The 20,119-nt window shown below is 73.2% G+C and carries 21 protein-coding genes; 11 read left to right on the plus strand and 10 right to left on the minus strand.

Annotated elements, in window-relative coordinates; all coding sequences use genetic code 11:
* Nucleotides 1–102: 102 nt before the first annotated feature.
* Nucleotides 103–711 carry a TetR/AcrR family transcriptional regulator gene (locus ABD901_RS16515; RefSeq protein WP_345127704.1) on the minus strand — a complete coding sequence of 203 codons (609 nt, stop codon included), beginning with the start codon at nt 709–711 and terminating at the stop codon, nt 103–105.
* 469 nt (nt 712–1,180) lie between these two features.
* Complete coding sequence (locus tag ABD901_RS16520) at nt 1,181–1,945, minus strand: IclR family transcriptional regulator (RefSeq protein WP_345127707.1); 765 nt, start codon at nt 1,943–1,945, stop codon at nt 1,181–1,183.
* A gap of 150 nt (nt 1,946–2,095) precedes the next feature.
* Here ABD901_RS16520 and ABD901_RS16525 point away from each other — a divergent pair, with 150 nt between their 5' ends.
* The gene (locus ABD901_RS16525) at nt 2,096–2,485 is read left to right on the plus strand and encodes a hypothetical protein (RefSeq protein WP_345127709.1); all 390 of its coding nucleotides are present in this window, start codon (nt 2,096–2,098) and stop codon (nt 2,483–2,485) included.
* Nucleotides 2,486–2,505: 20 nt separating this feature from the next.
* Here the strand turns inward: ABD901_RS16525 and ABD901_RS16530 are convergent, their stop codons facing one another.
* From ABD901_RS16530 to ABD901_RS16540, 3 genes are read right to left on the minus strand one after another with little or no spacing between them, the layout of a single operon-like run.
* Nucleotides 2,506–3,105 carry a polysaccharide deacetylase family protein gene (locus ABD901_RS16530; protein ID WP_345127712.1) on the minus strand — a complete coding sequence of 200 codons (600 nt, stop codon included), beginning with the start codon at nt 3,103–3,105 and terminating at the stop codon, nt 2,506–2,508.
* A complete protein-coding gene (locus tag ABD901_RS16535; RefSeq protein WP_345127714.1) occupies nt 3,102–4,028 on the minus strand; it encodes a DUF6807 domain-containing protein in 927 nt (308 codons plus the stop codon). Before ABD901_RS16535 ends, ABD901_RS16530 begins: the two co-directional genes overlap by 4 nt.
* Nucleotides 4,025–5,131, minus strand: a complete 1,107-nt coding sequence (locus ABD901_RS16540) for a Gfo/Idh/MocA family protein (RefSeq protein ID WP_345127717.1) — start codon at nt 5,129–5,131, stop codon at nt 4,025–4,027. Before ABD901_RS16540 ends, ABD901_RS16535 begins: the two co-directional genes overlap by 4 nt.
* A 180-nt stretch (nt 5,132–5,311) precedes the next feature.
* Between ABD901_RS16540 and ABD901_RS16545 the strand changes: the two genes are divergently transcribed.
* Complete coding sequence (locus tag ABD901_RS16545; RefSeq protein ID WP_345127719.1) at nt 5,312–6,355, plus strand: LacI family DNA-binding transcriptional regulator; 1,044 nt, start codon at nt 5,312–5,314, stop codon at nt 6,353–6,355.
* Between the two features lie 89 nt (nt 6,356–6,444).
* Nucleotides 6,445–7,080 carry a TetR/AcrR family transcriptional regulator gene (locus ABD901_RS16550; protein ID WP_345127721.1) on the plus strand — a complete coding sequence of 212 codons (636 nt, stop codon included), beginning with the start codon at nt 6,445–6,447 and terminating at the stop codon, nt 7,078–7,080.
* On the opposite strand, the gene ABD901_RS16555 is transcribed toward ABD901_RS16550, so the two are convergent.
* Nucleotides 7,077–7,793, minus strand: coding sequence for a GntR family transcriptional regulator (locus ABD901_RS16555; RefSeq protein ID WP_345127723.1), 717 nt, complete (start codon nt 7,791–7,793; stop codon nt 7,077–7,079). The genes ABD901_RS16550 and ABD901_RS16555 overlap by 4 nt on opposite strands.
* Nucleotides 7,794–7,891: 98 nt before the next feature.
* Here ABD901_RS16555 and ABD901_RS16560 point away from each other — a divergent pair, with 98 nt between their 5' ends.
* Together ABD901_RS16560 and ABD901_RS16565 are read left to right on the plus strand one after the other, a co-directional pair.
* Nucleotides 7,892–8,566 carry an N-acetylmannosamine-6-phosphate 2-epimerase gene (locus ABD901_RS16560; RefSeq protein ID WP_345127724.1) on the plus strand — a complete coding sequence of 225 codons (675 nt, stop codon included), beginning with the start codon at nt 7,892–7,894 and terminating at the stop codon, nt 8,564–8,566.
* A gap of 221 nt (nt 8,567–8,787) precedes the next feature.
* Nucleotides 8,788–9,693 carry an ROK family protein gene (locus tag ABD901_RS16565; RefSeq protein ID WP_345127725.1) on the plus strand — a complete coding sequence of 302 codons (906 nt, stop codon included), beginning with the start codon at nt 8,788–8,790 and terminating at the stop codon, nt 9,691–9,693.
* A gap of 630 nt (nt 9,694–10,323) precedes the next feature.
* On the opposite strand, the gene ABD901_RS16570 is transcribed toward ABD901_RS16565, so the two are convergent.
* The 3 genes from ABD901_RS16570 to ABD901_RS16580 form a co-directional block, all read right to left on the minus strand.
* Nucleotides 10,324–11,544, minus strand: a complete 1,221-nt coding sequence (locus tag ABD901_RS16570; protein ID WP_345127726.1) for an RNA polymerase sigma factor — start codon at nt 11,542–11,544, stop codon at nt 10,324–10,326.
* A complete protein-coding gene (locus ABD901_RS16575; protein ID WP_345127727.1) occupies nt 11,541–11,876 on the minus strand; it encodes a YciI family protein in 336 nt (111 codons plus the stop codon). The genes ABD901_RS16570 and ABD901_RS16575 overlap by 4 nt, the downstream gene beginning before the upstream one ends.
* A 164-nt stretch (nt 11,877–12,040) precedes the next feature.
* A complete protein-coding gene (locus ABD901_RS16580) occupies nt 12,041–12,229 on the minus strand; it encodes a hypothetical protein (RefSeq protein WP_345127729.1) in 189 nt (62 codons plus the stop codon).
* Between the two features lie 7 nt (nt 12,230–12,236).
* Between ABD901_RS16580 and ABD901_RS16585 the strand changes: the two genes are divergently transcribed.
* From ABD901_RS16585 to ABD901_RS16595, 3 genes are all read left to right on the plus strand, one after another.
* Nucleotides 12,237–12,515, plus strand: coding sequence for a substrate-binding domain-containing protein (locus ABD901_RS16585; RefSeq protein ID WP_345127730.1), 279 nt, complete (start codon nt 12,237–12,239; stop codon nt 12,513–12,515).
* An 81-nt stretch (nt 12,516–12,596) separates the two neighbouring features.
* A complete protein-coding gene (locus ABD901_RS16590; RefSeq protein ID WP_345127731.1) occupies nt 12,597–13,748 on the plus strand; it encodes a substrate-binding domain-containing protein in 1,152 nt (383 codons plus the stop codon).
* Between the two features lie 148 nt (nt 13,749–13,896).
* Entirely contained in the window at nt 13,897–15,270 is a 1,374-nt protein-coding gene (locus ABD901_RS16595; protein ID WP_345127732.1) for a glycoside hydrolase family 43 protein, read from the plus strand.
* Here the strand turns inward: ABD901_RS16595 and ABD901_RS16600 are convergent.
* Nucleotides 15,264–16,091 (minus strand): patatin-like phospholipase family protein, encoded by an 828-nt coding sequence (locus ABD901_RS16600; protein ID WP_345127733.1) that lies wholly within the window; start codon nt 16,089–16,091, stop codon nt 15,264–15,266. The genes ABD901_RS16595 and ABD901_RS16600 overlap by 7 nt on opposite strands.
* Nucleotides 16,092–16,181: 90 nt before the next feature.
* On the opposite strand from ABD901_RS16600, the gene ABD901_RS16605 reads away from it, so the two are divergent.
* Genes ABD901_RS16605 through ABD901_RS16615 form a run of 3 tightly spaced genes read left to right on the plus strand, consistent with a single transcriptional unit; the run spans nt 16,182 to nt 20,119 of the window.
* Complete coding sequence (locus tag ABD901_RS16605) at nt 16,182–16,850, plus strand: pentapeptide repeat-containing protein (protein WP_345127734.1); 669 nt, start codon at nt 16,182–16,184, stop codon at nt 16,848–16,850.
* Nucleotides 16,851–16,907: 57 nt separating this feature from the next.
* Nucleotides 16,908–17,708 carry an alpha/beta fold hydrolase gene (locus tag ABD901_RS16610; protein WP_345127735.1) on the plus strand — a complete coding sequence of 267 codons (801 nt, stop codon included), beginning with the start codon at nt 16,908–16,910 and terminating at the stop codon, nt 17,706–17,708.
* 2 nt (nt 17,709–17,710) lie between these two features.
* A complete protein-coding gene (locus ABD901_RS16615; RefSeq protein ID WP_345127736.1) occupies nt 17,711–20,119 on the plus strand; it encodes a SpoIIE family protein phosphatase in 2,409 nt (802 codons plus the stop codon).

Consider the following 20,119-nt stretch of genomic DNA (forward strand, 5'->3'; position numbering starts at 1 on the left):
GCCGGCTCACTTACGTCAACCAGGACACCAACACCCTTCACCAGCCAGCCGGACGCTCCGAGCGGTGGCGCGTCGCAGGACCGCGGTCGAGCGGCAGCCGCTTTACGCAGCCGGTTCGACGGCCGCGACGCCCTCGATGATCGCGTCGAACGCCCATCGCATGCGCTGCTCCCCAGTCCCGGAGAACAGTTCGTCCCGCACCTGATCGATGCCCGGATAGCCCTCAGCGTCGGCTTCCCGGATCGCCATGACCTGCAACTGCGGCCCGTCGTCGAGGTCCCCCTCTTCGCTGCGGGTCCCCTGCTCGGCGGCCATGGCGGTCGCATGCTGCAGCAGCAGATCGACTCCCCAGGCGGCCCGCCGCCCGGTCACGCCGCCGACCTGGAGCAGCTGCAACACGGTCTCGATGAGCCGCAGGTAGTTCGCCCCCGAAGGCCGCAACGTCAACACGGACCGGGCAAGGCTGGGATACCTGAACAACAGCGAGGTGTAACTCTCGAGCAGCTCGATGAGCCGCTCCCGCCACTGCGCATCGGCCCCTTCGGCCGGCAACACCAGCCCGAACAGCAACTCGTCGAGCAACGCCCCATGCAGCTCAGCCGTGTTCTGCACGTACACGTAAATCGAGGCCGGCCCGGTATCAAGCTCATTGGCCAGCCGCCGCATGGTGACCTTCTCAACCCCCTCCTCCCGCATGATCGCAAACGCCACCGCAACAACACCGTCCCGACTCAACGGCGCCTTGGCAGGCCGATCACGCCGACTAACAGGAACCCGACGAGGACTCATGAACACGATCGTAACGAACGCGTTCGTTAACCCCCAACCTCCAGCACCTGCGTCCCCGATCACATTCGTAACGAACACGTTCGTCACGATCACGTTCGCAGACGGCACACCGACAACCACTTGGACACGTTCGTCACGAACACGTTCGGCAGCACCGCCCCACCCGCCGTCCGACCACATTCGTCACGAACACGTTCGCCAACCCCGCGCACCAACACCGCCCAACGCGTTCGTCACGAACACGTTCGGCAGCACCAACCCACCCGCCCTCTGACCACATTCGTCACGAACACATCCGGCAAGCCCGCGCACGAACGCCGCCCGACGCGTTCGTCGCGGACGCGTTCGGTGGGCGGATAGATGGAGGACGAGATGGGCTGTGGCTGGTGTGTTACGCGGCGGCTGCTCGGCGCAGTAGCGAGCGGGAGATGCCGTGTGCCGCTGCCACCACGGCGGGGACGAGGGCCGCCGGCTGCATGCCGTCGAAGGGGACGATCACCGACAGGGCGGCCGTCACGCGGCCCTCGACGTCGCGTACCGGGGCGGCTACCGAGACCGCGTCCATCTGGACCTGGCGGTCGCTCACCGCGTGGCCCGATCGCCGCACCTTGTCCAGAGTTGCGCGCAGGCGTAAAGGGTCGGCGATCGTCAGCGGCGTGAAAGCGACCAACGGGCGCGACAGGTACTGCTCAAGCACGTCCACCGGGCAGTGGGCCAGCAGCACCAGGCCGACGCCGGTGGTGTGGGCGGGGAGGCGGCCGCCCACGCGGCTGCGGACCAGCACGGCGCCGCGGGCCGACAGGCGCTCCACGTAGACGACGTCGACGCCATCCAAGACCGCCAGCTGGACGTGCTGGTGCGTGGCCTCGTACAGGTCCTCCAGGTAGGGCATCGCGGCCTCGCGCAGGCCCAGGCCCCGTGGGGCGAGAGCCGCGACCTCCCAGAGATGCAGGCCGATCTGGTAGCGGCCGTCGGCGTCGCGCTCCAGAGCGCCCCACGTCGCGAGCTCGCCGACCAGGCGGTGTGCGGTGGCCAGGGGCATGCCGGCGCGGCGGCTGATCTCGGAAAGTGTGAGGCGGCGGTGCTCGCCGTTGAATGCGTCGAGGACGCTCAGCACCCGGCTGGTGACGGTCCGGGCGGCGTTTCCGGTGGTCATGGCGGCGTCCCCCCGGCCCTTTCCCCAACGTTAGGCACCCCCGCCGGGTGCGTCAAGGATCTATGGATGCGCGGCGATGGGTCGACCGCGGGCGCAATCCTTCCGCCATCCGGAAAGGCAGGGCTGACGCGACGACCTACGCTGTGCGCCATGACCGCTCCCCGGCAGCCCGGCCTCGCGTGCATCGCGGGGCTTCGTGCGATCTACGAGTCGGACCTGCGCGACATCGCGGCTGCGGTGTTGTGGGTCGGGTGTGCGAAGAACTACCACCTGCATCCGTCGCTGTTGTCGGTCGACAGCGTGTACCGCCAGATTGCGCAAGGGGTTCCGGAGCTGCAGCGGATCTCGTTGCTGCAGGCCTCGCCGCACGCGGCGCCGGTGCGGGAGATCCTCTACGAGGCCGTGCAGGTGCTGGAGCACAACCGGCTCGTGCTGTGGCGGTACGCCGGCAGCGAGCACGTGCGGGAGGAGATCACGCTGACGCGGCGCGGGCGGGCGGCGCTGCTGAGTCCGGACAGCCGGACCTTCCTCACGAACTGAGGCGCCGGGGCGAACCGCCCTCAACCCCGCGGAGCGACCGCCCTTCCGGTGGAGGGCGAGATCATGCCCGGGCACAGGCCGCGCTCGCGCAGGCGGGCCACGATGTGCGGTACCGCTGCCACCGTCGACGGGTAGCCGTCGTGCATCAGCATCACCTGGCCGGCGGTCAGGGAATCGGCTGCGGCCACGATCTCGTCTGTGGTCGCGCCGGCCCAGTCGCGCGCGTCGACGTCCCACAGGACCTCGGTCAGGCCCAGGCGGCTCGCGAGGGCGTGCACCGAAGGGCTGGTGTCGCCGTACGGCGGGCGGAACAGGCGTGGCGCGGTGCCGGTGATGCGTCGCAGCATCCGGCCGGTGCGGCGCAGTTCGTCCTCGGCCTCGCCCTCCGGCAGCGTGGTCGGGCGCGGGTGGCTCCAGCTGTGGTTGCCCAGCCACATGCCGGCGGCCCGCTGTGCGAGCACCAGGCCCGGTTCGTCGCGCGCGTTGCGGCCGATGTTGAACAGCGTGGCGCGCGCGTCGCAGGAACGCAGGGCGTCGAGCAGGGCGGCCGTGCCCGACGGGACCGGGCCGTCGTCGAAGGTCAGGGCGACGTGGCCGGTGCACGCTAAGCCGGGTGTCACGACGCCGCCAGTTCGGCGCACGCCGCGGTGTCGAGGTCGCCGTCGGCGATGACGACGCCGTAGCGCAGCTGGAGCTCGTCGCCGGAGCTCAGGGTGTACACCTGCTGCGAAAAGACCGCCGGGCACACCACCGCGTAGGCCTCGCTGCGCACGAACCAGCTCGTCGGGTGGGTGGGGTTGGCGCCGTCGTCGACGAACAGCACGGTCGAGGCGCTGCCGTCCCCGTCGTGGCGGCCGACGAACGCGAGCCAGGGCGCGCGGGCGTTGTTGAGGTCGTCGGCGCCGGTGGCGTCGGGGACCCGCACGACGCCGCCGCTGAAGCTGCGCGGGCCGCGCCAGAACAGTCCACTGTAGGCGGCGCCCTCGCGGCCCTCGGTCTGCGGGCTGCCGATCTCGACCGCTTCGCCGCCGGTGTTGCGCAGGTCGGTGGCGAAGTCGAGGCGCCAGGCCGATCGGTGCGGCAGCACCGTCACCGAAAGCCCGCGCCGCTCGGTGAAGACCTCCCGGCCGTCCTGTGCCAGCCAGCGCAGCCGCTGGACGCAGCGCAGGCTGCTGTCGCCGGCGTTGAGCACCTCGAAGCGCTCGTGGCGCTGGCTGCCGTTGTTGGGCAGCTGCGCGTAGCCGCCGAGGGCCCGCAGGTACGTCGGGCCGCCCCAGAAGTTGTCGGGGCCGGCGTTGCTCAGCGCCAGCGACAGGCCCTTGTGCCAGACGTGGTCGTGCGGCCGGTAGATGGTCACCAGGCGCCCGCCGATGGTGCGGATCGGGTGCAGGTACGGCCGCGGCGACTCCACCTGCGACTCCCGCGGCCGGTAGACGTAGCGGAACAGCTCGCGGCCCCGCCACGTCACGCGCAGCGAGGAGTCCTGCTGCAGCGCGAAGTCGAGGCCGGCGGGCGCGGTCACGGTGCCGGGTGCGTTGCTCATGCCATCTCCCAGGGCGGGCCGGAGCCCTGCATGCGGTCGTAGAAAACGGATCCGGGGCCGAGGTCGGCCGGCGTGACGGGCCGGCCGGTGAACGCGGAGGCGTAGATCCCGGCGACGAGGCTCAGGGTGCGGCGCGCCTCGGCGACCTCGACGGGCGGCGGCGCGCCGCCGGCGACGGCGGCGAGGACCTCGTCGAACTGGGCGCGGTGGCCGCTGGCGACGCCGGCAGCGCCGGCCTTCCAGGCGAGGGCGACGCGCTCCTCGTGGCCGGGCGCGGGCGCGATGCGCCAGTCGTCGTCGCCGTAGCCGTACAGGTGCGTCACCTCGACCGTGGCGTGCTCGAAGTCGAAGCGCAGCCGGCTCTCCTCCCGCGGCGAGACGACGCTGTTGACGACGGTGGCCACGGCGCCGCTGTCGAAGGTGACGTGTGCCAGGGACACGTCCTCGGTGTCGACGCGGCGGGCCTGGCGGCGGGCGACCGCGCGGACCTCGGCCCAGTCGCCGAGCACCGCGAGCATCAGGTCCATCTGGTGGATGCCGTGCCCCATCGTCGGGCCGCCGCCCTCGGTGTCCCAGCGGCCGCGCCAGGGCACGTCGTAGTACTCCTGCGTGCGGTACCAGCTGGTCTCGCACACGGCGAGCAGCGGGCGGCCGAGCACGCCGGCGGCCAGCAGCGCCCGCAGCCGTCGGGCGCCTGAGCCGAAGCGGTGCTGGAACACGGTGCCGAAGGCGCCGGCCGTGGCGAGCTCGTCGAGCTCACGCAGGCTCAGCGCCGGCGGCTTCTCGACGAGCACGTGCGCGCCCGCGGCCAGGGCCTCCCGCGCCGGGTCCGCGTGCGCACCCGGCGGGGTACACACGTGGACCAGGTCCGGCGCGGTCTGCGCCATCGCGCGGCGCAGGTCGGTGCCCGCGTGCGCGATGCCGTGGCGGTTTGCGAACGACCGGGCGCGGTCTCCGTCGATGTCGACGGCCGCCACGACCAGCGCCCGGTCGTTCAGCTCACGCAGCGCCTCCAGGTGGATGCGGGCGATGCCGCCGGTGCCGACGATCGCCACACGCACCGGTGAGCGCCAGTTCCTGGTGATCTCGTCCGGATTGGACACCGTGCACTCCATCTGGTCCGGCGGTCGACCGTCGGGGAGACGTTTCGAAACATTCCGAACTCATTCGGAAATGTTTCCTGAGGCTACGATCGCCACCGAACTTCGTCAATGCCCTCCGGCGAGCCCGTCGACGCCGTTCGAGGCTCCTGGTCGCATCGACGATCTGCCTAGAATGCGCTGGTGACCGATGCGAAACCGGATGAGAAGGCAGGTCGGCGACCCCGCGGGACGGTGACCGTGGCGACCATCGCCCGCCTCGCCGGGGTCTCGTCGCCGACCGTTTCGAAAGTTCTGAACGGTCGGTCCGGGATCGCCGTCGACACCCGCGAGCGGGTCGAGGCGCTGCTGCGCGAGCACGGGTACCGCCGCACCGACAACACCAGCGCGACGCCGATCGTCGAGGTCGCGTTCTCCGGCCTGGAGAGCCACCTGGCGATCGAGATCATGCGCGGGGTCGAGGAGGTCGTGCGCGACCGCGGCCTGACCGTCGGCTTCACCGACCTGCAGGGCCGCGCGCCGCGGGCCGGGCGGCGCACCGCCGACCTGCTGCTCAGCCGCCGCCCGACCGGCGTCATCGCGGTCCACTCGGCGTACCGCGGCACGTACTACCAGCAGCTCACGGCCAGCGGCGTACCGCTCGTCGTGCTCGACCCGACCGGCGAGCCGGTGCACGACACCCCGTCGGTGGGCACCACGAACTGGAGCGGCGGGATCGCCGCCGCCCGCCACCTGCTCGACCTCGGCCACCGGCGGATCGGGGTCATCACCGGGCCGCCCGGGTTCATGTGCGTGCGGGCCCGCCTGGAGGCCGCCCGCGCCGCGCTGGAGACGGCCGGGCTCACCCTGGACCCGGCGCTCGTGCGCAGCGGCGCGTTCTCCTTCGACGACGGCCTCGAGCTCGGCCGGCAGCTGCTCGGCCTGCCGAAACGCCCGACGGCGGTGCTGTGCGGCAACGACCTGCAGGCCTTCGGCGTGTACGAGGCCGCGCGCCGGGCCGGCCTGCGCATCCCCGACGAGCTCAGCGTGGTGGGCTTCGACGACATCGAGCCGGCCCGCTGGTGCGGCCCGCCGCTGACCACGGTCCGCCAGCCGTTCGCCGGCATGGGCAACGCCGCGGCCCAGATGGTGCTCGCCCTCGCCGCCGGCCAGCCGGTCGAGCCGGCCCGGGTCGAACTGGTCACCTCGCTGGTCGTCCGGGACAGCACCGCACCCCCGCCGGCGTGAAACTTCCACGGCCGGAAATCTTGCCGGGGTCTTTCGAAACTTTTTTCGCGGTACCGTGTCGGCATTCGCGTCGGGGCGGGGGGTGGACGATGACCGATGTCGCGTCCGTCGGCTCCCGGCGCGGCGAGACCTACGGCGGGCAGTCCCGCCAGGAGCGCGCGGCCGACCGCCGCGAGCGCCTCGTCGCCGCCGCCGTCGAGCTCTTCGCCGCCCGCAGCTACGACGACGTCACCGTCGCCGACGTCTGCACCCTCGCGCGGGTCTCGAAGCGGTACTTCTACGACGACTTCGCCGACCGCGAGGCCCTGCTGCTGTCGGTGCACCGCGAGCTCAACGACTGGCTCCTCGACGGCGTCGCCGCGGCCGCGCCCCGCCGCCCGGCCAGCGCCGAGGAGGTGCTGCGCCCGATGCTCGAAACCCTGGTGCGCCTGCTCGCCGAACATCCGCAGCGCGCCCGGGTCATCTACATCAACGCGCCGCGGATGGAGCTGCGCCGCCGGGGCCTGCTGCGCAAGGACGCCGAGCTGTTCGGCCGCCTGGTGCGGCCGGTGGTGCTGGGCCCGCAGGACCCGATGCGCTACGAGCGCACGCTGCTCACCCTCGTCGCCGGCGTCACCGAGGTCGTCATCGACTGGGTGTCGCGCGGCATGACCGACCCGACGGAGCCCCTGGTGGACCACCTCACCGCGGTCGGCGTGGCGATCCTCGGCTCGCTCGGGCCTTAGCCGCGCTCCGCTGGCCGCACGATCTCGGCCTCGAAGGCGTAGCGGTCGGCGCGGTACGTCGACACCGCCCGCTCGACGGCCCGGTCGCGCTGGTCGAACGCCGTCCGCTCCACCAGCAGGGCCGGGCTGAACGCGGGCACGTCCAGCAGTGCGGCGGCGTCGCGGTCGAGCACCACGGCGCGGATGGACTGGTCGGCGCGGATCAGGCGGATGTGGTACCGCAGATACAGCGCCTCATACAGCGAACCGTCCAACGGCAGCTCCAGTAGCCCGGGCACCGCGCCCGCCGGCAGGTAGACGTCCTCGATGCACATCGGCGCCCCGTCCGCGGTGCGCACCCGCGCCACGTGGTACACCTCGTCGCCCGGCCTCAACCCCAGCGCCACCCCGACCTCGGCACCCGCCGCGACCGCCTCGGCCGCCCGCAGCAGCGACCCCGGCCGCAGCCCGCGCCGGCGCATGTCCTCACTGAACGAGGTGAGCTCGATCCCCTTGGTGATCGGCGGCCGGGCCACGAACGTGCCGGCGCCGCGCACCCGGTACACCCGCCGCTCCCGCTCGAGCCGGTCGAGCGCCTGCCGCACCGTCATCCGGCTCACGCCGAACTGCAGCGCGAGGTCCCGCTCCGCTGGCAGCCTCTCGTCCGGCCCGAGCTCGGCGTCGATGAGCCCTTCGAGATGCGCGCGCAGCACCTCGTGCTTGGTCTCGGTCATGCCACCTCGGTCCTTCTTTGGTCTCTTTCTTTGGTCTCTTTGGTCTAGACCACTTGGATGCTACGGTGGTCTAGACCAATCGTAAACGTGGAGGCGGCATGGGATCGGTGCTGGAGGCAACGGCCGGCGGCCTGGTGGTGTCGTGCCAGGCCCCCGAGGGGCACCCGTTGCGCTCACCGGACGCCATCGCGCGGCTCGCCGAGTGCGCGGCCCTGGGCGGCGCGGTCGCGGTGCGGGTGAACTCCCCCGAGGACGTGCGCGCGGCTCGTTCGGCGGTCGACCTGCCGGTGATCGGCCTGCACAAGGTCCGCGCCGCCGACCGCTACCTCATCACGCCCGCCTGGGACCTCGCCGCCGCCCTGGCCGACGCCGGCGCCGACGTCATCGCCGCCGAGGCCACCGGCCGCGGCGACCTCCCGATCGCCGAGCTCGCCGCTCGCGTGCACGACGAGCTCGGCCTGCCGCTCATGGCCGACGTCGCCACCTTCGAGCAGGGGACGGCCGCCTGGTCGGCGGGCGCGGACCTGGTGGCGACGACGCTTTCCGGGTACACGATGGACAGTCCACAATCGACCGAGCCCGACCTGGATCTGGTGGCCCGGCTGGCTCTTGCCGGGGTGCGCACGGTCGCCGAGGGGCGCCTGGCCACCGACTCGCACGTGCGGGCCGCGTTCGCGGCCGGCGCGCACGCGGTCGTGGTCGGCACCGCCATCACCGACCCGCTCGCCCTGACCCGCCGCCTTTACGCCGCCACCCCGGCGTCCGCGCGATGACGCTCGTCGTCCTCGCCCCTGGGCCGGCCGTCGCTTCCGTCGCGGCGTCCGCGCGATGAACGCCGTCGTCCTCGCCCCAGGGCCGGCCGTCGCCGGTCGCGCGATGACCGCCGTCGGGGTCACCCCTCGGCCGGCCGTCGCTTCCGTTGTGGCGGTCGTGCGATGAGCGTCCTCGGGGTCGCCTCTGATCCGGCCGTCGCTGCCGTCGCGGCGGTCGCGCGATGAGCGTCGTCGGGGTCGACATCGGCGGGACGAAGATCGCGGCGGCGCTCGTCGCGGCGGACGGCGCCCTTGCCGGGCCGGTGCTGCGCTGCCCGACGCCGGCCGCCGAGGGCCCGGCCGCGGTCCTGCAGGCCGCGGCCGACCTCGCCCGCCGCGCGGCCTCGTCTTCCCCCGGCGCCACGCCGGTCGCCTGCGGTGTCGGCACAGCAGGCGCGGTCGACGCCGACGGCCGTGTCACACATGCCACGGGTTCGCTGCCCGGCTGGCGGGGCACCGACGTCCGCGCGGCGCTCGAGGCCGCCCTCTTCATGCCGGTCACCGTCCACAACGACGTCCACGCGATGGCGGTCGCCGAGACCCGGCACGGCGCCGCCGCCGGCGCCCGCGACGCGCTGGTCGTCGCCGCCGGCACCGGCATCGGCGGGGCCGTAGTCGCGTCCGGCGCCCTCGTCCGCGGCCGCCACGGCCTGGCCGGCAGCGTCGGCCACCTGCCCGCAGCGGCCGCCCTCGGCCGTCCCTGCGGCTGCGGCGCCGTCGACCACGTCGAGTCCTACGCCGCGGGCCCCGCGATCGCGGCGCTGTATGCGCGGGCGGCGGGCCTGGGCGAAGTACCGACGCTGGAGGCAACGGCAACCGCGGCCCGCAGCGGCGACGCGGCCGCGCGGGAGGCAATCGCCCTCGCCGCCCGGGTCCTGGGCGCGTGCCTCGCCGCGGCCGCGACGTTGCTGGACCCCGACGTCGTCGTGCTCGGCGGCGGCGTACTCGGCCTGGGCGAGCCGTTCGTCGCCTCGGTCACCGCGGCCATGCGAGCCGCCTCTCTGCCCGGCGCGCCCGACGTCCCACTGCACACCACCGCTTTCGGCCAGGCCGCGGTCCTGACCGGCGCCGCCCTGCTCGCCGCTTGACGGCCGGCACCATCGCTTTCGACCAAGCCCCGCCCTCACCAGCGCCGCCCCCGGCACGCACTGCCGAACACGTTCGTCACGAACACGGCCCAACAACAGACCCGCCCGCGCTGCCGAACACGTTCGCTACGAACACGGCCGGACAGGCGACGCGAGCGCGCTAGCGAACACGTTCGTCACGAACACGACCCGACGGATGACGCCGCCGCGCTGCCGAACACGTTCGTCACGAACACGGCCGGACGCACGACACGAGCGCGCTAGCGAACACGTTCGTCACGAACACGACCCGACGGACGACGCCACCGCACTGCCGAACACGTTCGTCACGAACACGGCCGGACGAGCGATCCCGGGCGCTAGCGAACATGTTCGTTACGAACGCGGCCGGGCGAGCGCCCCCCAGGGCGCTAGCGAACACGTTCGCGACGAACGCGGCCGGGCGGTGGAGGCGATGACGCTGGCGAACATGTTCGTTACGAACGCGGCTGGACGGGCCGCGCGGGCGAGCTGGCGAACATGTTCGTCGCGAACGCGGACCGACGGGCGAGCGGCGTGCGGCGGGCCTCGCGTAAGGGAAGGTCCGCGCTGGGGGATGTGGCTGAGGTGGCGGGGGTGGGTGGTGCGGGTTCAGGGGCGGGCCAACTGGTCGCGGCGACGAGTCAGGTATGCCGTCTCGGCGGTGTTGCCGGCCAGCGCGATGGCCCGGTCGTACGCCGCCCGCGACTCCTCGCTGCGGCCCAACCGGCGCAACAGGTCGGCGTGGGTGGCGTGGAAGGCGTGGTAGCCCTCCAGCGGGAGGCGCTCGACCTCCGCCAGCGCGACCTCCGGCCCGTCGATCTCGGCGACCGCGATCGCCCGGTTGAGGCGCACGATCGGCGACGGGTCGAGGCGGAGCAGCTGGTTGTACAGCGCAAGGACCTGCGACCAGTCGGTGTCGCGGATGTCGCGGGCGTCGGTGTGCACGGCGTTGATCGCGGCCAGGATCTGGTAGCGGCCCGGAGCCTGGCCGGAGGCGAGGCGCGCGCGGACCAAGGCGTGGCCCTCGGCGATCAGTTCGCGGTTCCAGGCGCCGCGGTCCTGCTCGTCGAGGGCGACGAGCTCACCGCTCGCCGACACCCGGGCGGCGCGGCGGGCCTCCGTCAGGAGCATCAGCGCCAGGAGTCCGGCGACCTCGCCGTCCGCCGGCATCAAGGCGCGGACCAGGCGGGTCAGCCGGATCGCCTCGGCGGTCAGGTCGCTGCGGAGCGCCTCCTTCTCGGGGTCCGAGGGCAGGTAGCCCTCGTTGAAGATCAGGTAGAGGACGGCGAGCACGCCGGTGACGCGGGCGGGGAGGTCCTCGCGTGACGGCACGCGATAGGGGATCTTCGCCGCCTTGATCTTGCCCTTCGCGCGGGTGATGCGCTGGCCCATCGCGGTCTCCTGCACCAGGAACGCGCGGGCGATCTCGGGCACGGTGAGGCCGCCGACCATCCGCAGGGTCAGCGCGATGCGCGCCTCCATGGCCAGGGCTGGGTGGCAGCAGGTGAAGACGAGGCGGAGCCGGTCGTCGTCGATGGCGCCGAGCGGCTCCGGGGGGTCGGACAGCATCAGCGCCTCCTTGTGCTTCTTCTCGCGCCTGGCCTCGCGCCGGTGGCGGTCGATGGCCTTGCGGTACGCGGTGGTGGTGAGCCACGCGCCGGGGTTGGGAGGCACGCCGTCGGCCGGCCAGCGCTCGACGGCGGTCGCGAACGCCTCGGCGGTCATCTCCTCGGCGATGTCGAGGTCGCCGACGCGCCTGGCCAGGGTGGCGACCACCTGGGCCCACTCCTCGCGGTGGGCCCGGGTGATCGCTTCGCCGGCGTCGGTCATTCGCTCAGGAACGGCCGGAGCTCGATCTTGCGGTTGCAGGCCTTCGAACCCTGGGCGGCGAGCCGGAGCGCCACGTCGAGGTCGGGGGCCTCGATGATCCAGAGGCCGCCGGCGAACTCCTTCGACTCCACGTAGGGCCCGTCGGTGAACACCGCCTCACCGTCCCGGCCGTCCACGACGGTGGCGGTGCTGGGCGCCCCGAGGCCGCCGGCGAAGACCCACTGGCCGTCGGCCTGCATCTGCTCGTTGAAGGCGTCGATCGCGGCCATCTCCTCCGCGGTGGCGGAGTAGGGCGCGGTGTCGAAGAGCACGGACATCAGGTACTGCGCCATCGGAATCATCTCCAGTCGTCGTGTGGCCGGCCCCTCGGGCCGCCGTTCACCCCTCCTACGAGCGACCCTGCCTCGATCCGACACGCTCTGCCGAGATTTTCGAGGAATTTCGTAAGCATGATCCGCAGCGTCGATGTTATCGGCCAGGCGCGACCGGGGCGACCTCAAGGAAGCCAGGGTGCCGTCCAGCCTGGGCGGGCGGCGCGGGTCAGGGCCTCGAGGTAGAAGTAGTCGCCCCACAGGTTGCCCTCGTCCACGCCGACGCCCTTCGGCTTGTCGTAGACGCCGTGCAGCAGCAGGGCGTTGGAGCCGGGCTCGCGGGCCGTCCTCGACCGGTGCCTGTCCACCGGCACCACGGCGATGCTCGTGCACGCCGACGCCGAGGCGATCGCGCTGGTGCAGCGGTGCGAGGAGCGCGGCCTGGCGGTGCCGGGCGACCTGTCGGTGGTCGCCTACGACGACGAGGTGGCGGGCCTGTTCAGCCCGGCGCTGACCGCGGTGCGCCCGCCCCGGCGCTCCATCGGCCGGGCCGCCGTGCGCCTCGTCGCCGACCGGCTCGCCGACCCCGACCGGCCCGCGCACCGGGTCGTCATCAGCCCGGCCCTGCGGGTGCGCGGCTCGTCGGCGCCGCCGCGCTGACGAGCGGCGCACCCGGTTGACGACCCATCGTCACCCGCCTATGTTTACGGACACGAAACATCGGTGTGATCGGAAATGCCCATGACGCGGCGCATGTTCGGCGTGCAGCGGCACGAGCGCGTGCTGAGCGAGCTGCGCCGCAGCGGCGCCGTGCGGGTCAGCGATCTGGCCCGCGAGCTCGGCGTGAGCGAGCTGACGATCCGCCGCGACATCGCCGCGCTCGCCGAGCGCAACCTCGTCACCCGCGTGCACGGCGGCGCCACGCTGCCCAGCCAGGGCGGTCCGGCCGCGGCGCCGCGACGCGCCGCACCCGCCCGGCCGGCCGGCGCCGGGCGGTTCACGATCGGCATCGTCGTGCCGTCGCTGGACTTCTACTGGCCGCCGATCGTGGCCGGCGCGCGGGCCGCCGCCGCGGCGCTCGGGGTGACGCTGCAGCTGCGCGGCTCCTCCTACGACCCCGACGAGGACCGCCGCCAGATCGGCCGGCTCGTGGAGGCCAACCAGGTCCAGGGGCTGCTGCTCGCGCCGAGCCTCGACGGGGAGCGCGGCGCCGAGATGATCGACTGGATCGGCCGGCTGCCGGTGCCGACGATCCTCGTCGAGCGCCAGCCGCCGCGGTGGACCGCGGCGCCGCGGCCGATCGAGTGCGTGCGCAGCGACCACGCGCTGGGCTGCGAGATCGCCGTACACCACCTGCACCAGCAGGGCCACCGCCGCATCGGGCTGGTGCTGTCGCGCGGCAGCCCGACCTCGGCCCACCTGCTGCAGGGCTGGCGCGGCGCCTGCGCGGAGCTGGGCATCTCCGACGCGACGGTGGTGCGCGAGTCCGTCGCGCTGGCGCCGCGCGGGCACCGGCGGATCATCCGCGACGTCCTGGCCGAGTGCCGCCGCTCGGGGGTCACCGCGCTGATCGTGCACAGCGACCCCGACGCCATGTCGGTCGCGCAGTACTGCGCCGAGCACGGCGTGGCCGTGCCCGACGACCTGGCGCTGGTCTCCTACGACGACGAGGTCGCGCACCTGGCCGAGCCCGCGCTGACCGCGGTGCGCCCGCCGAAGCACCACGTCGGCCGGCTCGCGGTCGAGCTCATGGTCTCCCGCCTGATCGACGGCGAGCGCCGCCCGTCCCAGCGAGTGCTCGTCGCGCCCGAGCTGGTGGTCCGCCGCTCGTCGATGTCCCTGGTGCGCCGACCGGGAATGTTCGACTCCGTTCGCCGCCTGGTGGACTCTTGACATCGTCGATGTGAGCGATAACATCGCCAACACCCGCTCATCTCTCCGGCAGCATTATCTCCGCCAAAGCTCGCCGCTCAGCCTCACAGGGATCGGCAGCGACCCCGCGGGACGGCTATGTGAGCGATAACACGCCTGAGGTGACCTCTTGAAGCGTCGCACTCTCCTGTCCGCTGTCGGCGCGGCCGGCATCGGCGCAGCGCTCGTCCGGCCCGGCACCGCCGCCGCGGCCACCTACAACGGCTACGCCATGGCGTACTTCACCGAGTCCCCGACGATGGCCGCCGCCAACTACGGCCTGCACCTGGCGGTGAGCGCCGACGGGCTCAACTGGACCCCGCTCAACCAGAACAATGCCGTCGCCACGCCCACGCTGGGCAGCAAGGGCCTGCGCGACCCGTTCATCCTGCGCAAGCAGGCCGGCGGCTTCGTCGTGCTCGCCACCGACCTCAACGGCACCGACTGGTCGTACCAGAGCCAGTACATCCACGTGTGGGACTCCGCCGACCTGCGCACCTTCACCGGCTACCGGCTGCTCAAGGTGCACTCCCTCGCGACGCACGCGTGGGCGCCGGAGGCCTACTGGGACGCCTCACGCGGGCAGTACGCGGTCGTCTACTCGGCCGTCACCGGCGGCCACAACGTGCTGATGGTCAACTACACCAGCGACTTCGTGACCGCCTCGGCGCCGCAGACGTTCTTCGACCCCGGATACGACGCCATCGACGGCGACTTCGTCAGCGTCAACGGCGTCAACTACCTGTACTTCAAGAACAACACCAACAGCACGCTGCTCGGCACCCGGTCGAGCTCGCTCAACCCGGGCAGCTTCTCGATCTACACCGGCGCGATCGGCCCCGGCCGCGGCGTCGAGGCGCCGCAGATCGTCAAGTCCAACACCGCGAACACGTGGTACATGTGGGGCGACACCTGGAGCCCCAACGGCCGCTTCTTCTGCTGGCAGACCTCGGACGTGGCCGGCGGCTCGTGGAGCCTGCTGGGCGACCGCGCCTACACGCAGCCGCTCAACTCCAAGCACCCGGGCATCACGCCGATCACCTCGGCGGAGATGTCGGCGATGACGTCGAAGTGGGGCGCGCCGGCCTGGAACCGGATCAAGTCGTACAACTTCCCGGACCGCTACGTGCGGCACTCCAACAACGTCGGGCGCATCGACGCCTACCCGTTCGACCCGTACCAGGACCAGCTGTGGACCGTGGTGCCGGGCCTGGCCGACGCCGCGGGCGTGTCGCTGCGCTCGGTCAACTACCCCGACCGCTACCTGCGCCACTCCAACTACGCGCTGGTCCTCAACGCCAACGACGAAACGAGCACGTTCGCCGCCGACGCCACGTTCTACAAGGCGGCGGGCTTCGCCGACTCGGCATGGACCTCGCTGCGGTCGTACAACTACCCGACCCGCTACGTCCGCCACTCCAACTACGTCCTGCGCATCGACCCGATCTCGTCGAGCTCCTCGGCGACCGACAAGCAGGACGCCACCTTCCGCATCGGTTATTGACTCCAGATCTCGCGGACCGCGGCGGCGAGGGCCTCGCCCTGGCGCAGGCCGGCGTCGGCCGCCGCGGCCCGCCGCGACGGGTCCAGCACGTTGGGCCCGATCGCCTCCACCGCGCCGTCGTCGGGCTCGATCACCAGGCTGCGCGCGGCGCCCACGGTGGCGATCTCGCGCTCGATCACCGGGCGCAGCAGCGCGCCCATCGGGGCGATCACCACGATCGCCTCGGCGCCCGCGGCCAGGTCGGCGTTGGTGCCGGAGCGCACGCCGCCGTCCATGAACCGCCGTCCGTCGATGGTCACCGGCGGGAAGACGCACGGCACCGCGCAACTCGCCGCAACAGCCAGCGCCAGCGGTACACCCGAAGCCCGGTCGAACACCGCCGGCTCGCCGCCGGCCGTGTCCACGGCGGTGATGCGCAGGTCGCGCTCCGGCCACTCGGCCACCGGCAGCTGGGCGCCCAGCCGCCGTACGTGCTCGTCCTCCTCGCCGGTCTCGGCGTCCAGGGCCATCCGCCCGACCCGGGCCATCGCCTCGGCGCGGGTGATCGAGCGGTCGGCCAGCAGCGCGAACGCCGCCAGGGCCGGGGTGATGTCGACGGCCGGCGCGGCGCCGAGCGAGCCGACCGTGCGCTGGTAGGCGATCGCCTCGGCGAGGTCGAGGCCGGCGGCGACCACTGAGCCGACCACCGAGCCGGCCGAGGTCCCCACGATCGTGTCGGCGTCGCCGACGGTGACGCCGGCCCGGGCCAGGCCGCCGAGGATCCCGAACTCCCAGGCGATGCCGGTCATGCCGCCACCGCCGAGCACCAGCGCTCTCGTCATTACCGGACGGTAGCTTATGCGGTACCGCGGCGACCACCCTCCCCCGGCGGATCATCCGGCGGCCGCCGCAGCGGCGGGCACCATGGAGGCATGCGGGCCCGTCGGCGCGTCGGCGCGATCGCCCTGATCGCGGCCGCCCTGGTCGCCGGGGCGTTGATGCTGGGCCGCGGCCGGGGCGGCGAGGACCACGGCCGCCGCTGCCCCGACGCCAAGGCCGCCTCCCGCGCGGCCGACCTGGGCGGGCGCACCGTCACCGCGATCGACCTCGACGGCCGGCCGATGCGCTGCGTCAACCTCGAACGCTCCACAGTGGACGGCCCGGTCGGCTCGGCCAACCTCAGCGGCGCCAACCTGCACCGGGCGACGCTGCGCGACTCGGCCATGACCGACGTGGACCTCAGCGGCGCCGACCTCACCCTGGCCGTCGCCCACGACGCCGAGTTCACCGGCGTGAAGCTGGTCCGCGCCGACCTCGCCGGCGCCGACCTGCGCGGGAGCACCCTCACCGACGTCGGGCTGGAACAGGCCCGGCTGCACAAGGCCAACCTGCACGCCGTGTCGTTCGTGCGCGCGGACCTGCACGGCGCCGACGTCCGCGGCGCCGACCTGTCCTCGGCCACCCTGACCGACTCCAACCTGCGCGGCGCGCGCTTCTCCGACGCCGACCTGTCCGACACGACCTGGGTGAACGTCGTCTGCCCCGACGGCGTCAAGTCCACCGGCGGCTCCTGCGACGGGCACTTGTCCCCCACCGGATGACCCAAGTGTCAGGTCCGTCTTGAATACTTACGCCCTGCCCGAGTAGCGTCACAGCCCGTGAGCGTTGTCGAACGCAACAACGTCCGGCTGCTCGGCCCCGAATCCGCCCCCGCCATGGTCTTCTCGCACGGCTTCGGCTGCGACCAGAACATGTGGCGGTTCGTGGCGCCGCGGTTCGCCGGCGACCACCGCATCGTGCTGTTCGACCACGTCGGCCACGGCGGGTCCGACCTGTCCGCCTACGACCCGCGCCGCTACGCCTCGCTGGGCGGATACGCCGAGGACCTGCTGCAGATCCTCGCCGAACTCGACCTGCGCGACGTCGTGTTCGTCGGGCACTCGGTCTCGGCGATGATCGGGATGCTGGCCGCGATCGACGAGCCGGGGCGCTTCCGGCGGCTGGTCCTCGTCGGGCCGTCGCCGCGGTACCTCGACGACGACGGCTACCGCGGCGGCTTCAGCCGGTCCGAGATCGACGAGCTGCTCGACTCGCTGGACAGCAACTACCTGGGCTGGTCCAGCGCGATGGCCCCGGTCGTCATGGGCAACGCCGGGCGGACGGAGCTCGCCGAGGAGCTGACCAACAGCTTCTGCCGCACCGACCCGGCCATCGCCCGGCAGTTCGCCGAGGTGACGTTCCGCTCGGACAACCGGGCCGACCTGCCCCGCGTCGGCGTGCCGGCGCTGATCCTGCAGTGCTCCGAGGACGTCATCGCGCCGGTCGAGGTCGGCGAGTACGTCCGCGACAACCTCCCCGGCAGCTCGCTCGTCGTGCTGCAGGCGACCGGCCACTGCCCCAACCTGAGCGCGCCCGACGAGACCTACGAGGCGATCCGCGCCTTCCTGCGGGACGGCTGACCGTGCCGGCGGAGCCGCCCGAGGACAGCGCCGAGGATCTCTACGACAGCGCACCGTGCGGGTACCTGTCGCTGCGGCCCGACGGCACCATCGTGCGGGTCAACCGCACGTTCCTGGACTGGACGGGGTACTCGCGCGAGCAGCTCGCCGGGCGGCGGGTGCAGGAGATCTACGCCGCCGGCAGCCGGATCTTCCACGAGACCCACGTCGCGCCGCTGCTGCACATCCAGGGCGAGGTCCGCGAAATCGCCGCCGAGTTCCGCCGCGCCGACGGCACCCGGCTCGACGCGCTCGTCAACGCGCTGCTGCGCGACGGGCCGGCGGGCACGCCGGCGACGGTGCGCATGACCGTGTTCGACGCGACGACCCGGCGCACCTACGAACGGGAGCTGCTGGCCGAGCGGCGCCGCGCCGAGCGCAACGCCACCCGGGTCCGGCTGCTGCAGGAGCTGGTCGTGAGCTGCGCGGCGATCGAGCACGCCGAGCAGATCGCGGGCCCGATCGTGCAGATCGGCGGTGAGGCGTTCGCGGCCGCGCGGACCGGGGTCTGGCTGCTGGACCCGGCCGAGGCCGCGCTGCGCCCGCTGCACCCGGACGGCGACCTGGTCTCGCTCGACGACCCCGGCCCGGAGGCGCGCGCCGCCGCGCGGCTGGAGGTCGTGCGGCACACGGGCGAGGACGGCGCGCGGATCGTCGCGCCGCTGCTGGCGGACCTGCGGGTGCTGGGGGTCGTGTCGTTCATGTTCACCGCCGATCAGTCCTTCGACGACGGCGAGATCGAGCTGATGCGCACCATCGGGCGGCAGGCCGGGCAGGCCCTCGACCGCATCCGGCTGCTGGAGGAGACGACCCGGCGGGCCTGGCAGTCCGGGTTCCTGGCCCGGCTGAGCCGCAACCTCGACGAGACCGTCGGGTGCAACGGCCGGGCGCGCCGGCTCGTCGAGCTGCTCGTGCCCGACGTCGCCGACTACGCCCAGATCGACCTCGCACCCGCCGGCGAGCCGGCCTGGCGTGCGGCCGCGCCCACCGACGGCCGGGACGCCGCCGGCTGGACGATCCCGCACGACGTGCGCGCCACCGTCCACGCCGCCGGCCGTGCCGGGCCGGTGACCGCGGTGCCGCTGATCTCCACCGATGGGCGCCGGGCCATGGTGCTGCCGCTGCGGGCGCGCAACACCGTCCTCGGCACGCTGCTGCTCGTTGCCGGCGACGTCGCCGCCGCCGGCAACATCGGCCCCGAGTTCCTCGCCGACCTCGCCTACCGGGCCGGGCTGTCGCTGGACAACGCCCGGCTCGCCGAGCGCGACCGGGAGGTGGCGCACACCCTGCAGCGCAGCCTCCTGGCCGGGCAGTGGCCGAAGGACCCGCGCTACCGGGTGGTGACCGCCTACCGCCCGGCCGTGCACTCGCTGGAGGTCGGCGGCGACTGGTACGACGTCTTCGCCACGTCGGCCGAGAGCGTCGGCATCGTCGTCGGCGACGTCGTGGGCCGCGGCCTGCACGCCGCCAGCGCCATGGGCCAGCTGCGCAGCGCCGTGCGGGCGCTCGCCACCGCGCGCGACGGGCCCGCCGAGGTGCTGCGGCACATGGACGACTTCGTCGCCTCGTTCGCCGCCGGGCAGATGACGACGCTGGCGTACGCCGAGCTGGCCCTCGACACCGGCGAGCTGCGCTACGCGTGCGCCGGGCACCCGCCGCCGCTGCTGGTCCAGCCCGGCGGGGTGCCGAGCTTCCTGTGGGGGGCGCGCTCCGGCCCGCTCGGCGCGACCGCGGCCGGCCGGGGTCGCCGCGAGGCGGCGCTCACGGTGCCGCGCGGGTCGCGGCTGCTGATGTACACCGACGGCCTCGTCGAGCGCCGCGGCGAGCGGCTGCACCAGCGCCTCGACCGCCTCGCCGCGCTCGCCGCCGAACACTGGCAGACGCCCCTGGCGTCGCTGGCCGGCACGCTCAGCGACGGCATGCTGCCCGGCGAGGGCGGGCACGACGACATGTGCCTGCTGGCGCTGGACTACGCCGACGCGCCGCCGTTCCGCGCCGACGTGCCGGCCCGCATGTCGGAGCTGGCCGGGCTGCGCGCCGCGCTGGACCGCTGGCTCGGCGCGCAGGGCATCGGCGACTACGACCGGTTCGGCATCGTACTGGCCACCGCCGAGGCGGTCGCCAACTCGATCGAGCACGGCTACGGCCTCGACGAAAGCCGCACGGTGAACGTGCTGGCCCAGGTCGACGACGACGTCGTGGCCGTGCGGGTCGCCGACGCCGGGCAATGGCGCCCGCCGCGCTCGGCCCTGCAGCGCGGCCGCGGCCTGGCGCTGATCGGGCGCCTCATGGACGACCTGGTGATCGACCGGGGTTCGGGGACCACGGTCCTGATGCGCCGCAGGTTCGGCGACCAGGCCAGGAGGCGGTGA

This window comes from Dactylosporangium darangshiense, assembly GCF_039537565.1.
In the GTDB taxonomy this organism is placed as follows: Bacteria; Actinomycetota; Actinomycetes; order Mycobacteriales; family Micromonosporaceae; genus Dactylosporangium; species Dactylosporangium darangshiense.

Coding starts and splice junctions, on each gene's coding strand:
- ABD901_RS16520 (WP_345127707.1), bottom strand. CDS start 1,945: ATGACCACCGGAAACGCCGCCCGGACCGTCACCAGCCGGGTGCTGAGC.
- ABD901_RS16525 (WP_345127709.1), top strand. CDS start 2,096: ATGACCGCTCCCCGGCAGCCCGGCCTCGCGTGCATCGCGGGGCTTCGT.
- ABD901_RS16535 (WP_345127714.1), bottom strand. CDS start 4,028: ATGAGCAACGCACCCGGCACCGTGACCGCGCCCGCCGGCCTCGACTTC.
- ABD901_RS16550 (WP_345127721.1), top strand. CDS start 6,445: ATGACCGATGTCGCGTCCGTCGGCTCCCGGCGCGGCGAGACCTACGGC.
- ABD901_RS16555 (WP_345127723.1), bottom strand. CDS start 7,793: ATGACCGAGACCAAGCACGAGGTGCTGCGCGCGCATCTCGAAGGGCTC.
- ABD901_RS16560 (WP_345127724.1), top strand. CDS start 7,892: ATGGGATCGGTGCTGGAGGCAACGGCCGGCGGCCTGGTGGTGTCGTGC.
- ABD901_RS16565 (WP_345127725.1), top strand. CDS start 8,788: ATGAGCGTCGTCGGGGTCGACATCGGCGGGACGAAGATCGCGGCGGCG.
- ABD901_RS16570 (WP_345127726.1), bottom strand. CDS start 11,544: ATGACCGACGCCGGCGAAGCGATCACCCGGGCCCACCGCGAGGAGTGG.
- ABD901_RS16575 (WP_345127727.1), bottom strand. CDS start 11,876: ATGGCGCAGTACCTGATGTCCGTGCTCTTCGACACCGCGCCCTACTCC.
- ABD901_RS16585 (WP_345127730.1), top strand. CDS start 12,237: ATGCTCGTGCACGCCGACGCCGAGGCGATCGCGCTGGTGCAGCGGTGC.
- ABD901_RS16590 (WP_345127731.1), top strand. CDS start 12,597: ATGACGCGGCGCATGTTCGGCGTGCAGCGGCACGAGCGCGTGCTGAGC.
- ABD901_RS16600 (WP_345127733.1), bottom strand. CDS start 16,091: ATGACGAGAGCGCTGGTGCTCGGCGGTGGCGGCATGACCGGCATCGCC.
- ABD901_RS16605 (WP_345127734.1), top strand. CDS start 16,182: ATGCGGGCCCGTCGGCGCGTCGGCGCGATCGCCCTGATCGCGGCCGCC.